This window comes from Roseicyclus sp. (assembly GCF_052168335.1).
In the GTDB taxonomy this organism is placed as follows: domain Bacteria; phylum Pseudomonadota; class Alphaproteobacteria; order Rhodobacterales; family Rhodobacteraceae; genus Roseibacterium.
This window is the reverse complement of the sequence record NZ_JBQLZP010000183.1, coordinates 1-14,460: the sequence shown is the minus strand read 5'-3', so window position 1 is coordinate 14,460 and position 14,460 is coordinate 1. Positions and strand designations below refer to the sequence as shown.

Below are 14,460 nucleotides of genomic sequence, written 5' to 3'. Positions count from 1 at the left end.
AGCCGCAGAGCCTCTCGATCCGCGCCGAGAACGAGAACGCTGATCCCTACATCTACCTCTTCGACGGCGCGGGCACGCTGATCGCCGAGAACGACGACTACGACAGCCTGAATTCCCGGATCGACGTCATCGACCCGCTTCCGGCGGGCACCTACTGCGTCGGGATGCGCGCGCTCTTCGATCCCGAGCTTCCGGTGACGCTGCGCATCCAGCCCTACGATGCCGCCGCCGAACAGGCCGAGCGGATCGCCGCGGGCGACGCGGCGCCGCCGCTCGACGGCTCGTGGCCGCTCATCGACATGGGCCTCCTGCCGCCGGTGACGGTGCGCGACCTGCCGGTGCAGGGCCGCCGGGCGCAGTGGCTGTCCTTCGAACTCGGCGCGCCCACCGTCCTTGTCATCGACGCCATGCAGGTGGGCGACGCCGACCCGGTGATCATCCTGTTCGATGCGGCGGGCACGGAGGTCGCCTTCAGCGACGATTCGAACGGAACGCTCGACAGCCAGATCCTGACCCGCCTCGAGGCGGGGCGGTATCTGCTCGCCGTCCGCCACTACTCGGACAGCTATTCCGGCGCGATCCGGGTGGCGACGGAACGCTTCGTGCGCGCGACCGAGTAGGCTCAGGCCGCGTCGAGCGCGGCGATGATCCCGCCGAAATCGGAGGCCTTGAGCGAAGCGCCGCCCACCAGCGCACCGTCCACGTTCGAGACGGCGAAGATCTCGGTGGCGTTGCCGGGCTTGACCGAGCCGCCGTAGAGGATGCGCACCGACCGGCCCACGCCCGTGCCGAAGCGCGCCTCGAGGCGGGCGCGGATGAAGTCGTGAACCTCGCCGATCTGGTCCGTCGTGGGCGTCCGCCCGGTGCCGATGGCCCAGACCGGCTCGTAGGCGATCACGAGGCTCTCGCCGGTCACGAGGTCGGGGACCGAGCCCGCGAGCTGCCCCGAGATGATGTCGAGCGTGTTCGAGGCGTCGCGCTGCGCCTCGGTCTCGCCGACGCAGACGATCACCTTCAGCCCCGCCTCCAGCGCCGCGCGCGCCTGCGCGCGCACGTCGTCGTCGCTCTCGCCGTGGTCGGCGCGCCGCTCGGAATGGCCGACGATGACATATGTGGCGCCAGCATCGGCCAGCATCGCGGCCGAGACGTCGCCGGTATGCGCGCCCGAGGCCGCGGGGTGGCAGGACTGACCGCCGACGGCGATCGCGGTGCCGTCCGTCCGCGCCGCCATGGCCGCGACCAGCGTCGCGGGCGGGCAGATCAGCACCTCCGAACGCGGGTCGGGATGCGCGGCGGCGAGCGCGTCGATCTCCGCGAGGTCGGCGGAAAGCCCGTTCATCTTCCAGTTGCCCGCGGCCAGCTTGACTCGCATCGGGGCCTCCTTCCTGCCGGTGTCGGTTGGTGCGTGGAGCGCAGGGGCTTGGATCGCAAGGATGTCGCCGCGCGTCAACCGCGACGCCCGCGGGCCTTTACCCGCGCGGGGCAATCCTTATATATTCTCTCGGAAATCCGAAGGCCGCAAGGAACCCGTGCCGATGCCCGAGAACACCGAGATGATGGAGGGGGCGCCGCTGATCCGCCCGTCGAGCACGGACCACCCGCTCTACGAGTCCGTGGTGGAGGCCTGCCGCTCCGTCTACGACCCGGAGATCCCGGTCAACATCTTCGACCTCGGCCTGGTCTACACCATCGACATCACGCCCGAGAACGCGGTCAACATCGTGATGACGCTGACCGCGCCCGGCTGCCCGGTCGCGGGCGAGATGCCGGGATGGGTCGCCGACGCGGTCGAGCCGCTGCAGGGCGTCAAGCAGGTCGATGTCGAGATCACCTGGGACCCGCCCTGGGGCATGGACATGATGTCCGACGAGGCGCGGCTGGAGCTCGGCTTCATGTGATCCGCGGGCCGGGCCTTGAGAGCGGCCCGGCTGAGGCATAGGTTCGAGGGGGAACGGAAAGGACGCATCATGTTCGGCATTCCCGGCAAGCAGGCCGTCACCCTCACCCCCGCCGCCGTGCGGCAGATCGCCAGGCTGATGGCCAGGGGCGACACCGAGGGCCTGCGCATCGGCATCAGGAAGGGCGGCTGCGCGGGCATGGAATACACCATGGACTACGTGGCCGAGGTCGACCCCCACGACGAGGTGGTCGAGCAGGACGGCGCGCGCGTGATGATCGCGCCCATGGCGCAGATGTTCCTCTTCGGCACCGAGATCGACTACGAGACCTCACTGCTCGAATCCGGCTTCCGGTTCCGCAATCCGAACGTGACCGACGCCTGCGGCTGCGGCGAGTCGATCAAGTTCAAGGATGTCGAGGAACTCGAGGCCGAGCGCGCCTCGCGCGACTGACATGGCCGTCTCCGCCGAGGAGATCGAGGCCGCGCGCGACCTCTTCTCCGGCCTCGGCGACATCACGACCCGCAAGATGATGGGCGGCCTCTGCCTCTATCACGAAGGCACGATCTTCGCGATCCTGATGGCGGATGGCGGGCTGTTCCTGAAGGGGCAGGGCGCCTTCGCGGCCGAGCTCGAGGCCGCGGGCTGCACACAGTGGTCCTACCGGCACGCGGACCGGGACAAGCCCACGCGCATGGCCTACTGGACGATGCCCGACGAGGCGCTCGACGATCCCGACCTCGCCTGCGACTGGGCGCGGAGGGCATTGGCGCACCTGTGAGCGCACCTGTAGGGCGGGACTTGTCCCGCCATGACCTCTCCCGCGCGGGACTTGTCCCGCCGCGCGAAACGCGCCAAGGGAACGGCATGGCCGACCGTTTCTCCTTCACGCTCCGCGCGACCTCCGGCAAGGCGCGCACCGGCGTCATCTCGACCCCGCGCGGCGAGATCCGGACGCCCGCCTTCATGCCCGTGGGCACCGCCGCGACGGTGAAGGCGATGCTGCCCGAGAGCGTGGCGGCCACCGGCGCGGACATCCTGCTGGGCAACACCTACCACCTGATGCTGCGTCCCACGGCCGAGCGGATCGCGCGGCTGGGCGGGCTCCACCGCTTCATGAACTGGGACAGGCCGATCCTGACCGACTCGGGCGGTTTCCAGGTGATGAGCCTCGCCGAGCTCCGCAAGCTCACCGAGGAGGGGGTGCAGTTCCGCTCCCACATCGACGGCTCGCGCCACATGCTGAGCCCCGAGCGCTCGATGGAGATCCAGAAGCTCCTCGGGTCGGACATCGTCATGTGCTTCGACGAATGCCCCGCGCTGCCCGCGAGCGAGGCGGAGGTGGCGCGCGCCACGCGCCTTTCGATGCGCTGGGCCGAGCGTTCGCGGGAGGCTTTCGGCGACCGTCCGGGCCACGCGCTCTTCGGCATCCAGCAGGGCGGCGTGACCCGTGAACTTCGCGAGGAAAGCGCCGGGAAACTCAGGGAAATCGGCTTCGACGGCTACGCGGTCGGCGGCCTCGCCGTGGGCGAGGGGCAGGAGGCGATGTTCGGCGTTCTCGACTACGCGCCCGACATGCTGCCCGAGGACCGGCCGCGCTATCTCATGGGCGTGGGCAAGCCCGACGACATCGTGGGCGCGGTGGCGCGCGGGATCGACATGATGGACTGCGTCCTGCCCTCGCGCTCGGGGCGGACGGGGCAGGCCTTCACCCGGCGCGGCGTGGTCAACATCAAGAACGCCCGGCACCAGGACGACCCGCGCCCGCTCGACGCGGACTGCACCTGTCCCGCCTGCACGGGCTACAGCCGCGCCTACCTGCACCACGTTTTCCGCGCGGGCGAGATCATCTCGTCCATGCTGCTCACCTGGCACAACCTGCACTACTACCAGGAGCTCATGGCCGACATGCGCGCCGCCATCGCCGGGGACCGCTTCGCCGCCTTCGAGGCCGGGTTCCACGCGGCGCGCGCCGAGGGGGACATCCCGCCGCCATGACCGGGCGCGTCGTCATCCGGGCCCATGGCAGCCGCGTCGCGAGCCTTCTCGCCGCCGCGGTCTTCGGCGGCCTCGCGATCGCGAACCTGTGGATCGGGTCGATGGCCGTCGCGCTGGGGGACACCGGCCTTTGGGTCTGGTCCCTCGTCGGCGCGGGCGTTCTGCTCCTCTGGGGGGTGATCCACGCGCTTTGGGCCGCCTTCGGCGTGGCCCTGATCCTGTCGGAGAAGGGCGTGCGCAAGGTCGGCCCCTTCGGCGGCACGTCTCTGCCGCGCGAGGGGCTGCGCATCGGGCGCCGCGACGGCACTCGGGACGCCTCGCGGCCGGGCGGCCCGCTGCGCGCGGTGCCCTGGACTCAGTTCTGGGCGCTGCCGCCGGCCGGCAAGGCCGTGCTTCTCTGGGAGGGGCCGCGCGCCGTGCCGCAGGCGGACGAGATCGCCGAAGCCGTGCCTCGGGTGCTCGGCCTGCCGGTCGAGCCGATGGAGCAGGGCGGGGCTGCGGGCTTCGCGGCCTGAGGCGCGCGCGGAACCCCGCCCGCCGGAGACGCATTGACCCCGGGACACCCACCGCCCCCGGAGTTGCCCATGCGCCGTCCTCTGTCCTCGATCCTCGCCCTCCTCCTCATCCTCGGCCCTGCGGCCCAGGCCCAGCAGGACACGCCGCCCGGCGAGGTCGAGATGGGCGCGCAGCCCGAGGCGCAGTCCGACGACGACCGTATCGCCGAGGAGCCGGACGCGGGCGAGGGACCCGCCGTCGATCCCGGGCCCTTCGCCTTCTTCGATCCGCATGGCCAGATGCAGGTGGCCGAAGGCGCCTGCGGCGAGGAGGCGATGGCCTGGATCAACACCACGTTCATGGACCTCGACGGCACCTGGACCATGGAGATCTGGCCCGAGGAGACGCCGCTCGTGCAGGGGCCGCTCGGCGGCGCCGGTCACGATACCGTGCGCATCGAAGCGGACGCCACCGAAAGCGTCGTGACCATCGGCGGCGCGACCTTCGCCTCGAGAGTGCCGCTCGAGGTCGTGCAGTCGGGCGAGATCCCTTTCGCCGAACTGCCCGGCGAGGCCGACATCACCTCCGAGCGCGCGACGGCGGCACTCGGCTGCGCGTTCAACCGCCTGCCGCGCATGACCGCCCGCGGCGCGCTTCTGGGCGCGGAGGCGCCCGTGCCGTTCTTCCTCGGCGTGGCGGTGCCCAATGCGCGGGCGCTTCTGGGCGTGCTGCAGACGGGCGAGGGCGACACCGCACAGACGCGGCTCGTCCGCATCCTCCGCTGAGGCAAGCCGTTGAAAAGAATGGCCCGCCGGCGGGTGACGGCCGGCGGGCCAAGGTCGGGCGGGCACAGGGGACGCGCCGCCCGGGTCAGGGAAAGTCGCGCGGACCCATTGGGAGGTGGCGGAAATTGCCGGGCAGGCCGTTCCCGAGCCGGTGAAACTCCGGCCCGTGTCCGATGCGGCCCTGCCGATCCCCCCGAATCTGCGTGACGTTCAATGTTTACCGCATCAACCTTTTCACATCCATGATTCAGATCAACGCGGCCCGCGCGCTCTCGCCGCGCCCGGCGCGTTCGGGGCCAGATTGCCATTGTTCGCTCCCCGCGGGAGGGGCACAGTGGAGGCGACGCAGGGGCCGAACGGACTCAGGTTGAAACCGCCCCCTTCGGGCCCCAGATTCAACCATCCTGACCGGGGAGGGCCAGGGGGCTGCCGCGAGCGGGGCCCGTGCCCTTCTGCCAAGACATCGAGGAAGGCGACATGCCAGAGCAAACCGCAACCTATCCCGTCCTGCCGCTGCGCGACATCGTGGTGTTCCCCCACATGATCGTGCCGCTCTTCGTCGGCCGCGAGAAGTCCGTGCGCGCGCTGGAAGAGGTGATGCAGGACGACAAGCAGATCCTGCTGTCGAGCCAGATGGATCCCTCCGTGGATGACCCCACGCCGCAGGGCATCTACCGCGCGGGCGTGCTGGCCAACGTGCTCCAGCTCCTGAAGCTGCCCGACGGCACCGTGAAGGTGCTGGTCGAGGGCCGCGTGCGCGTCCGCATCGAGGAATTCACCGCGACCGAGGAGTTCTTCGAGGCCCGCGCCACCGAGCTCGCCGAGGAGCCGGGCGACCGCGCCGCGGTGACGGCGCTGACGCGCTCGGTCGCCGAGGAGTTCGAGAAATACGCCAAGGTCAAGAAGAACATCCCCGAGGACGCGCTGACGAGCGTGTCCGAGACGACCGATCCCGCGAAGCTCGCCGACCTCGTTTCGGGCCATCTCGGCATCGAGGTGGCGCAGAAGCAGGACCTCCTGGAGACGCTCGACGTCTCCGAGCGGCTGGAGAAGGTCTATGGCCTGATGCAGGGGGAGATGTCCGTCCTGCAGGTCGAGAAGAAGATCAAGACCCGCGTGAAGTCCCAGATGGAGCGGACGCAGCGCGAATACTACCTCAACGAGCAGATGAAGGCGATCCAGCGCGAGCTCGGCGACGGCGACGAGGGCGGCGAGGTGGCCGAACTCGAGGAGCGGATCAACGCCACGAAGCTCTCGAAGGAGGCGCGCGACAAGGCGGAGGCCGAGCTGAAGAAGCTCAAGTCCATGTCGCCCATGTCGGCCGAGGCGACGGTGGTGCGCAACTATCTCGACTGGATTCTCTCGATCCCGTGGGGCGTGACCTCGCGCACCAAGAAGGACCTCGCCCGCGCGCAGGCCGTGCTCGACGACGACCACTACGGCCTCGAGAAGGTCAAGGAGCGGATCGTCGAGTATCTCGCCGTGCAGCAGCGTTCGAAGAAGCTGAAGGGGCCGATCCTCTGCCTCGTCGGCCCTCCGGGCGTCGGCAAGACGAGCCTCGGCAAGTCGGTCGCCAAGGCCACGGGGCGCGAGTTCATCCGCATCTCGCTCGGCGGCGTCCGTGACGAGAGCGAGATCCGCGGCCACCGCCGGACCTATATCGGCTCGATGCCCGGCAAGATCATCCAGGCGCTGAAGAAGGCCAAGACGACCAACCCGCTGATCCTGCTCGACGAGATCGACAAGATGGGCCAGGACTTCCGCGGCGACCCGGCGAGCGCCATGCTCGAGGTGCTCGACCCCGAGCAGAACGCGACCTTCGTGGACCACTACCTCGAGGTGGAATACGACCTCTCGAACGTGATGTTCCTGACGACGGCGAACTCCTACAACATGCCCGGTCCGCTCCTGGACCGGATGGAGATCATCCCGCTCGCCGGTTACACCGAGGACGAGAAGCGCGAGATCGCACGGCGCCACCTCCTGCCCAAGCAGGTGAAGAACCACGGCCTGAAGGCGAAGGAGTTCAGCCTGACGGACGCGGCGCTGACCGACATCATCCGCTACTACACCCGCGAGGCGGGCGTGCGGAACCTCGAGCGCGAGATCGCCAAGCTCGCGCGGAAGGCGCTGACCATGATCCTCAAGAAGGAGAAGGACCGCGTCGAGGTCACGCCCGAGACGCTCGAGGACATGCTGGGCGTGCGCCGCTTCAAGTATGGCCTCGCCGAGAAGGAGGACCAGATCGGCGTCGTCACGGGCCTCGCCTGGACGAGTGTCGGCGGCGACCTCCTGTCGATCGAGGCGCTGCGCCTGCCCGGCAAGGGCCGGATGAAGACGACGGGCAAGCTCGGCGACGTGATGAAGGAGTCGATCGACGCCGCGGCGAGCTACGTGCGCTCGATCGCGCCGAGGATCGGGGTCAAGCCGCCCCGCCTCGACCGCTGGGACATCCACGTTCACGTCCCCGAGGGCGCGACGCCCAAGGACGGGCCCTCGGCCGGTATCGCGATGGTGACCTCCATCGTCTCGGTGCTGACGCAGATCCCGGTGCGCAAGGACATCGCCATGACCGGCGAGGTCACGCTGCGCGGCAACGTGCTGCCCATCGGCGGGCTGAAGGAGAAGCTTCTGGCGGCCCTCAGGGGCGGCATCACGACGGTGCTGATCCCGGCCGAGAACGAGAAGGACCTGCCCGAGATCCCGGACAACGTGAAGGAGGGGCTGACGATCATCCCCGTCAGCCACGTCTCCGAGGTGCTGGAGCGGGCGCTGGTGCGTGCCCCCGAGCCCATCGACTGGGACGAGGAGGCCGAGGAGGCCGCCGCCGCCAAGGCGAAGCCCGAGGGCGGCAGCGAGGCGGCGATCGCGCACTGACGAGGTCCGGTATCGAAAACGGAAAGGCCCGCCGCGAGCGATCCCGGCGGGCCTTTTCTGGTGCGGATCCTGCGCGGATCAGCCGTGCGTCACGGCGATGGTGAAGATCAGGAACAGGATCGGGACGAGGATGCCCCCGTTCGACGCCGCGGTGTCCTCGACGATCACGGCGGGCGGCATCACGGGCTCGACCATGCCGCCGGCGTTGGCGGTGCCGGAGACGAGGGCGAGGCTGAGGGCGGTGGCGGCAGCAAGACGTTTCATGAAGTGAGCTCCCTGGCAGCTGGGTGCGATGGTGGACGATGAACCCCGGCACGGAGCAGACCGGCCGGGTTGCATCCACTGTCGCGAGGGAAGCGACGCTGCGGCAAGGCCCGGCCGCGGTGTTGCCGGGCGCGAGTCACCGAAAAGTCACGCAACCGCCCGGTTGCGTGTCCGGCAAGGCACGGTTCCGTTCAATCGGGCCCCTCCGTCCTGTGGATATCTTGATCGGAACCGCGCCTCCCGGATCGTTGTGGATAACTACGGGGCGGTCCGATTCTCCTGCCGCTCCGGGCATCGTGGCAGCTTGCCGGAGCGTGAGATGAAGTTCAGTCGGCGGGACATCATGCTGGGCGTGGGCGCGCTCCTCGGCGCGCCGGCCTTCGTGCGCCGGGCCGAGGCCTCGCCCTTCGTCGAGGCGAGCTTCCCCCAGCGGGGCCAGATCGTCTCGGGCATGCAGGCGACGGTCACGCGCATCGCGACGTCCGAGCCGCTCGTCGCGCTCACCTTCGACGACGGGCCGCACCCCAGCCTGACGCCGCAGCTCCTCGACATCCTGCGCGCCTACGAGGTCAGCGCGACCTTCTACGTGATCGGCAACCGCGTCGCGCAGCTCCCGCAGCTCGCCGCGCGCATCGCCGCCGAGGGCCACGAGATCGGCAACCACACCTGGTCGCACCCGAGCCTTTTCGGCCATTCCGACGCCGCGCTTCTCGACCAGGTGGACCGCACCAGCCACGCGGTCATCAACGCGACGGGGCGGATGCCGGTGACGCTCCGGCCGCCCTACGGCAACATGCATCCCCGCCAGCGCCTCATGCTGCACCAGGCGCGCGGAATTCCGACCGTGCTCTGGTCCGTCGATCCCGAGGACTGGCGCCGCCCGGGCAGCACGGTGGTCACGAACCGCATCCTGTCGATGAGCCATCCGGGCGACGTGGTCCTCGCCCACGACATCCACGGCCCCACGATCCGCGCCATGCCCGGCACGATCGAGGGCCTCCGGGCGCGGGGCTTCCGCTTCGTCACGGTATCCGAGCTGATCGGCTGGCCGCGCTGGGACCGCCGACGCCTCCGCACCGTGGCGAGCGCGAGCTGACGGCCCGCTGGAAAGGCTGCCCGGCCTGATGTAGCATCGGCCTCGAAGCGGACGCCGGAGAAGCGACCGCGTGTGAGGAGAGTAGAGATGGCTACAGGAACCAAGACCGCCGCCGCACCCGAGGCGGCGCCCGCGAAGACGGCTGCCGCCGCACCCGCCAAGGCACGGAAGGCGCGGGCGGCCGGGACGAAGGCCGCAGCGAATCCAGCGGCGAAGGCCTCCCCCAAGACCGAGGCGAAGGCCTCCCCCAAGACGGTCGCGACGTCGGCCCCGAAGGCCGCGGCGAAGCCTGCATCGAAGACGGCCGCCACCCCGGCGCCGGTCGCGAAGGCTCCCGCGGCGCCAGAAACGTCCCCCGCGCTGCCGCCAGCGATCTCAGCCGAAGCCGCCGACGCCACCCGCGCGCGCCGTGGCGATCTCCTTGACGCCGTGGCCGGGCGCAGCCCGATGCGCCGCGCCGACCTCAAGGCCGTGGTGGACCTCGTCCTCGAGGAGATGGGCCGCCTGCTCGACGCCGGAGAGGAAGTCGTCGTGCCCCCGCTCGGCAAGCTCTCGGTCAAGAAGCGCGTGAAGAAGCCCGGCGGCGACATGCTGACGCTCAAGCTCAAGCGCTCCGGCTCCGGCGACGCGAAGGACTGAGGGACAGGGCGCAGGCCAAGCCGCGCCGCTCGGGGCCGATTGCCCTCTTGCGGAGCCGTGCGGGTATGGCTAAACCGCGCCCACCCGGCGGGTGATTAGCTCAGTGGTAGAGCGCTTCGTTCACATCGAAGATGTCGGGGGTTCAAATCCCTCATCACCCACCATAAAAACCAACTACTTACGACGATTTTGCGAAGTGCGCTCAGGTTCATTGAACCCGGAGAGGTCCAGAATCTCTGCTGCCGCTGCAAACCTCTCGGGCATGAACCGGGCGTAGGTCTTCTCGGTGATCTGGGTGTTGGAGTGGCCAAGGAACTGGGAGACCTCTACGAGAGGACGCCCGGCCTGGAGCATCTTCACCGCGACCGTGTGGCGGATCTGGTGGATGTGGATGTCGGATAGCCCTGCGCGCGCCATGGCCGCCTGGTAGCCGGTCCTGATCGACTTGACCCGTCTTCCGGCCCACTCGACGACATAGTCGGTCAAACGGGCGTTGTAGGCCTCCTCGAGCGCCACCCGCGCCATACGGTTCATCGGAACCACGGCGCGACCCTTGCGGGTGACGCCGTCGGGAAGGCGGAGGTCGATGATGCCGGTTTCGAAGTGGATCCGATCCCAGGTCAGATCCAGAATGGCTCCGACCCGGGCGCCGGTGGCGATAAGCAGGATCACGGCGAGGCGGACATGGGGAGCGGAGCAGCCGTCGATCAGGGCCCGGAGCTGGTCGTCGCTCATGGGCTTGACGTTGCTCGCGGGCTTGGGCGGACGTTCGATGTGGGGCGTCCGCTCAATCACGCCGGTCTTCGTGGCCCACCGGAGGGCGCTGCGCAGGTGGCCAAGCTCGGTATGCACGGAGCCGATGGCCTTGCCCTCGGCGGCGCGCCTCGCGGCATAACCCCGGCAGTCCGTAACTGTAATCTGGTCGGGGCGGAGCTTGCCGAAGAATCCGAGGATTGCCTTGCCGGTGTAGCCCATGGTCTTCGCCGTAGGCTTGGTCCCGAGGTGGTCGATGTAGGCCGCCCAGATCTGGGAGACCGTCACTGCGCCCCTCGGAGCGCACTCCTTCAGGTAGACGTCCCGGGCTTCTGCCTCGGCTTCCTCTCGGGTGCGTGCCTGAAGCTGAAACCGGCGTCTAACGCCGGTGCCGGGGTCGGTCCAGTAGACGCAGAATCCTCCGCGAAGGCGTCCGATCGTGAGCCGCATTCCTTTTCCTCCACCGCGTCGAACGGGATTCTGAACATGCGTCCTACACGGAACGCTCGGAGCTCGCCACGATGGATCATCTGGCGTACTGCTTCGGCAGAGCAGCTCCACCGCTCGGCCAGCATGTCTGGTGTGAAGGGACGGGGAGACATCGAGGAACGAAGCCCGGGCGGGGCCGGAACCGCGCCGCGAGAAGAGAGAGGACGTTGAAAACTGACTTGCAGCAATCCTTGATCGTCTCTTCGGAGAGCGTCAGGCGAAAGTGGTGGCTCGGCATTTCGGACATCTTTCCCGCGGCTGGCGCGCGGAACGGGATCTTGATGGGCCATGGGGGACCTCCCAGGCAGAACGGGATACGCGCCGAACCTCGCGGGTCGAAGTAGGTCAGATCTGACCGAGGCTTCCCGACCTGGAAGCAAATCGAGGTGGTGCTGACTGCACCTGCACCAAGAACCAGGATCCATACGGAACGCGTGACAGGACAGCGTGCCCAGAGCAGAAGCTATGGATGTGTCGGGCGGCTCGCGTAGCGCTCCCAGTCAGGTCCGGGAATTGGAGACCGCGCTTCTCTGAATGCAGACGACAGCTATGCATAGACCAACGAAGGTCTGGCGGGAAGATGCTCCCTGTCCATTTTGGACACGTCGCAGGTCACTTCATCCGCCAACAGTCACCGCCCGCGCGCTCTGATTTCGTTCTCAAATTTGGGGTGTCAGTCTTTAGGCTGTCTTTAGGCAAAAAGGGGAGTGAAATGCGAACTTGAGTATTAGGTGGCAGAATTCGGAGCAGAAACAGCTTGTGCGTGGCGATGGCGACGAGTTTAACCACTTGGACGGCTCGTCCAGGAGCGTTTCGATCACGATCCGGAAGCAGAATCTTCATTGTTCTGAACGTTCAAGGAGCAGCTTCCGGTAACTCGACCATTTGCTCTGATCTTGCTGATCAGTTGCCCGAGTTTGCTCGAGTTTCCATGAGCGTCATGGGCTCCATCAGCCGAAATTTGCGTCTGAGGTTTAGGTTAGGTTTAGAGCTGCCGCCAGGAGCGAGGAGCAGCAGGTCGAGAACTTGCCAGGCCCAACGCGGAGCGCGGCGGGTGACGACGTCGTTCTTGCTGCGGGGATCTTGGGTCTGGGCGTTCATGAGGGGTCTCTGCTGATGTTGGGTATGCCCGGCCTGTTCCCGTAAAGGAGGAACCAGGAACCTACCGGGCTCGGGTGTTTTCCCACCTCCCGCTGGGGCCAGAAGAGTGGTGAGCGAACCTCTTCTGGGTTTGCGGATCAGGCTGCGGGGCGGCTGATCCGGTTCGATGCGACGCGGTAGCGGGCGAGGAACTCGCGCTCTGCACGGCAGGGCTGCCAGCAGCCCGGGGTGAAGGTGAGCCGGGTGACATGCTCGTAGGCACCCCAGGGCTCGGGCTGGCCGAGGGAGAGAGCATCCCGTTCGGTCATCATCGCGGCGGTGTCGATCGACCGGATCGCCATGTAGGCCGTCCCAGGGAGCTTCTGGGGAAGACCAAGCGCCTGGAAGATGGCTGCGTCGGTGCGGTCCTTCAGAGCCAGGAGCGACTTCGAGATGAGCTTGTCGGGGGTCCGGGCATCGAGCTCCTGGGCCATCGTGGATAGTGACATGGCAAGTGCAGGCGGAGCGGTGATGAGTTCACAACCGACATCTTCTAAAGCGCAAGGAAAGGTTTCGTCCCACTTTCAAGGAACGCGCGGGGCCGCGGGTTCACAGTGTTGTCTGAAGACGGTCGGCTTACGTGGGTGATCCTCCGCGATCTGGTGTTGTATGGCGCGGCGTCGGCCGTAGGCATTGACACCGCTGGGTGATCGGTGAAACGTTTCAACAGCGGGTCGACTGGGAGGAGGAAGGCGTGGCAGGCACGGCTGGCTGGGCTAAAGCAAGGCGCGCGACAATTCGTGATGTCGCCCAGCATGCTGGTGTTTCGGTGGGCACAGTCTCTCATGTCCTGAACGGAAGCAAGTCTGTCTCTGAAGCGACCCGAGACGTTGTGATCAGAGCGATCGAGGAGCTCGATTACCGGCCGAACAGTCTCGCCCGGTCGCTGATTGCGCGGCGACCTCGAACGGGGAATCCGCCCAGACAAGTTCGGTCGAGACTGGTCTGCGTCGGATACATCTCTATCGATTACATGGTGCGTATTGAGGGCGTGCCGCAGCCTGGCGACCGATCCACGTCGACTTCCATCGAGAAGATGCTGGGGGGACCTGCAGCGAATGTCGCTGCCTTTGCCGCGACCGTGGGAGCTCCGGCTGGAATTTCAGTAGAGATGGTGACGCATCTCGGTGATGATGCCGATAGTCTCTGGGCGCTCGAGGAGCTGGCGGCGCGGAACATCGACGCCAGCGGCGCCCTCCAGCAGCAGGGAGGGCGGCTGTCGCGATGCATAGTGCTCGTGGAGGCAACGGGACAGCGGACAATCATCAACGAGCCGTTCCATCTGCCGCTTGAGTTTCTGTCGCGCCACCTATCGCACAACGAGCAACGGGAGATCCCGGCCTGCGTACATTTCGACGGGTTTCATCTCGCAGCTGCCGAGCAGGTCCGAGACGAACTGCGGGATGCGGGATACCTGCTGTCTCTCCATTCGGCCGGCCTTGCGCGCGAAAGGCAAACGCCGGAAGACGGGCGCCTTTTGCTCGAGACGTTCGATCTTCTTTGCCTCGACAGCGGTACCTTCCGGCAGATGTTCGAACTTGGCCCCGACATGCCGGTATTCCGGGCAAGCCACGTCCTCGACCTCTTGCCGCAGGTTCGGTGCCGCGCCCTGACCGTGACCCAAGGCGCCGAAGGCGCAACTCTCTTCAGACCAGGGAAGCCGCCTGTCTCCGCGTCAGCCCCTGTTGTCAACGTGGTCGATGCCACGGGGGCCGGCGATGCCTTCACTGGCGTGTTCCTCGCCTCCTGGCTTTCGGGATGCGATGAAGAAATGGCGCTCGAGTACGCGGTTGCGGGCGCAAGCCTGTCGCTGACGGCAATTGGGGCTCAGGGGCGCCTCGTATCGGCGGAGGACCTCGGTTGGGCCATCGAGGAGGTGGATGTCGTCTGATGGCAAACTTGCAGCCCCCCCGACTTCTGTGTGTCGGGGATATCGACATGGATATCATCGTGCGTGTCACGCGCCTTCCGGGGCGCGATCAGAAGGTGGATGGGGAACGGGTTGCCCAGACGCCGGGTGGCATGG

General features: G+C 67.6%; 16 protein-coding genes and 1 tRNA gene. 12 read left to right on the top strand and 5 right to left on the bottom strand.

Going from position 1 to position 14,460, the window contains the following annotated elements:
- On the top strand, positions 1 to 620 hold a 620-nt coding region (locus tag ACTS11_RS05755; RefSeq protein WP_442639381.1), incomplete at its 5' end, for a DVUA0089 family protein.
- A gap of 2 nt (positions 621 to 622) precedes the next feature.
- Here the strand turns inward: ACTS11_RS05755 and tpiA are convergent.
- On the bottom strand, positions 623 to 1,372 hold the full coding sequence (tpiA, locus tag ACTS11_RS05750) for a triose-phosphate isomerase (RefSeq protein WP_442639380.1): 750 nt from the start codon (positions 1,370 to 1,372) through the stop codon (positions 623 to 625).
- Between the two features lie 163 nt (positions 1,373 to 1,535).
- On the opposite strand from tpiA, the gene ACTS11_RS05745 reads away from it, so the two are divergent.
- From ACTS11_RS05745 to lon, 7 genes are all read left to right on the top strand, one after another.
- Positions 1,536 to 1,898, top strand: a complete 363-nt coding sequence (locus ACTS11_RS05745; protein ID WP_442639379.1) for an SUF system Fe-S cluster assembly protein — start codon at positions 1,536 to 1,538, stop codon at positions 1,896 to 1,898.
- 69 nt (positions 1,899 to 1,967) lie between these two features.
- Positions 1,968 to 2,351 (top strand): HesB/IscA family protein, encoded by a 384-nt coding sequence (locus tag ACTS11_RS05740; RefSeq protein WP_442639378.1) that lies wholly within the window; start codon positions 1,968 to 1,970, stop codon positions 2,349 to 2,351.
- 1 nt (position 2,352) lies between these two features.
- Positions 2,353 to 2,679, top strand: a complete 327-nt coding sequence (locus ACTS11_RS05735) for a TfoX/Sxy family protein (RefSeq protein ID WP_442639377.1) — start codon at positions 2,353 to 2,355, stop codon at positions 2,677 to 2,679.
- 86 nt (positions 2,680 to 2,765) lie between these two features.
- Positions 2,766 to 3,896: a tRNA guanosine(34) transglycosylase Tgt gene (tgt, locus tag ACTS11_RS05730; RefSeq protein WP_442639376.1), complete on the top strand. Its 1,131-nt coding sequence runs from the start codon at positions 2,766 to 2,768 to the stop codon at positions 3,894 to 3,896.
- Entirely contained in the window at positions 3,893 to 4,411 is a 519-nt protein-coding gene (locus ACTS11_RS05725; RefSeq protein ID WP_442639375.1) for a hypothetical protein, read from the top strand. The genes tgt and ACTS11_RS05725 overlap by 4 nt, the downstream gene beginning before the upstream one ends.
- A 69-nt stretch (positions 4,412 to 4,480) precedes the next feature.
- Entirely contained in the window at positions 4,481 to 5,176 is a 696-nt protein-coding gene (locus tag ACTS11_RS05720; protein ID WP_442639374.1) for a hypothetical protein, read from the top strand.
- 477 nt (positions 5,177 to 5,653) lie between these two features.
- Positions 5,654 to 8,053, top strand: coding sequence for an endopeptidase La (gene lon / locus ACTS11_RS05715; protein ID WP_442639373.1), 2,400 nt, complete (start codon positions 5,654 to 5,656; stop codon positions 8,051 to 8,053).
- A 78-nt stretch (positions 8,054 to 8,131) separates the two neighbouring features.
- On the opposite strand, the gene ACTS11_RS05710 is transcribed toward lon, so the two are convergent.
- Positions 8,132 to 8,317, bottom strand: coding sequence for a hypothetical protein (locus tag ACTS11_RS05710; protein ID WP_442639372.1), 186 nt, complete (start codon positions 8,315 to 8,317; stop codon positions 8,132 to 8,134).
- Positions 8,318 to 8,636: 319 nt separating this feature from the next.
- Between ACTS11_RS05710 and ACTS11_RS05705 the strand changes: the two genes are divergently transcribed.
- The 3 genes from ACTS11_RS05705 (at position 8,637) to ACTS11_RS05695 (ending at position 10,216) form a co-directional block, all read left to right on the top strand.
- Entirely contained in the window at positions 8,637 to 9,413 is a 777-nt protein-coding gene (locus tag ACTS11_RS05705; protein ID WP_442639371.1) for a polysaccharide deacetylase family protein, read from the top strand.
- 87 nt (positions 9,414 to 9,500) lie between these two features.
- A complete protein-coding gene (locus tag ACTS11_RS05700; RefSeq protein WP_442639370.1) occupies positions 9,501 to 10,052 on the top strand; it encodes an HU family DNA-binding protein in 552 nt (183 codons plus the stop codon).
- An 89-nt stretch (positions 10,053 to 10,141) separates the two neighbouring features.
- A tRNA-Val gene (locus ACTS11_RS05695) sits at positions 10,142 to 10,216 on the top strand.
- Positions 10,217 to 10,226: 10 nt separating this feature from the next.
- Here ACTS11_RS05695 and ACTS11_RS05690 read toward each other — a convergent pair.
- The 3 genes from ACTS11_RS05690 to ACTS11_RS05680 form a co-directional block, all read right to left on the bottom strand.
- The gene (locus ACTS11_RS05690; protein ID WP_442639369.1) at positions 10,227 to 11,027 is read right to left on the bottom strand and encodes a tyrosine-type recombinase/integrase; all 801 of its coding nucleotides are present in this window, start codon (positions 11,025 to 11,027) and stop codon (positions 10,227 to 10,229) included.
- Between the two features lie 89 nt (positions 11,028 to 11,116).
- Positions 11,117 to 11,380 carry an excisionase family DNA-binding protein gene (locus ACTS11_RS05685; RefSeq protein WP_442639368.1) on the bottom strand — a complete coding sequence of 88 codons (264 nt, stop codon included), beginning with the start codon at positions 11,378 to 11,380 and terminating at the stop codon, positions 11,117 to 11,119.
- 1,152 nt (positions 11,381 to 12,532) lie between these two features.
- Positions 12,533 to 12,883 (bottom strand): hypothetical protein, encoded by a 351-nt coding sequence (locus tag ACTS11_RS05680; RefSeq protein WP_442639367.1) that lies wholly within the window; start codon positions 12,881 to 12,883, stop codon positions 12,533 to 12,535.
- Between the two features lie 197 nt (positions 12,884 to 13,080).
- On the opposite strand from ACTS11_RS05680, the gene ACTS11_RS05675 reads away from it, so the two are divergent.
- Positions 13,081 to 14,325, top strand: coding sequence for a PfkB family carbohydrate kinase (locus ACTS11_RS05675; protein WP_442639366.1), 1,245 nt, complete (start codon positions 13,081 to 13,083; stop codon positions 14,323 to 14,325).
- Positions 14,326 to 14,460: the final 135 nt, after the last annotated feature.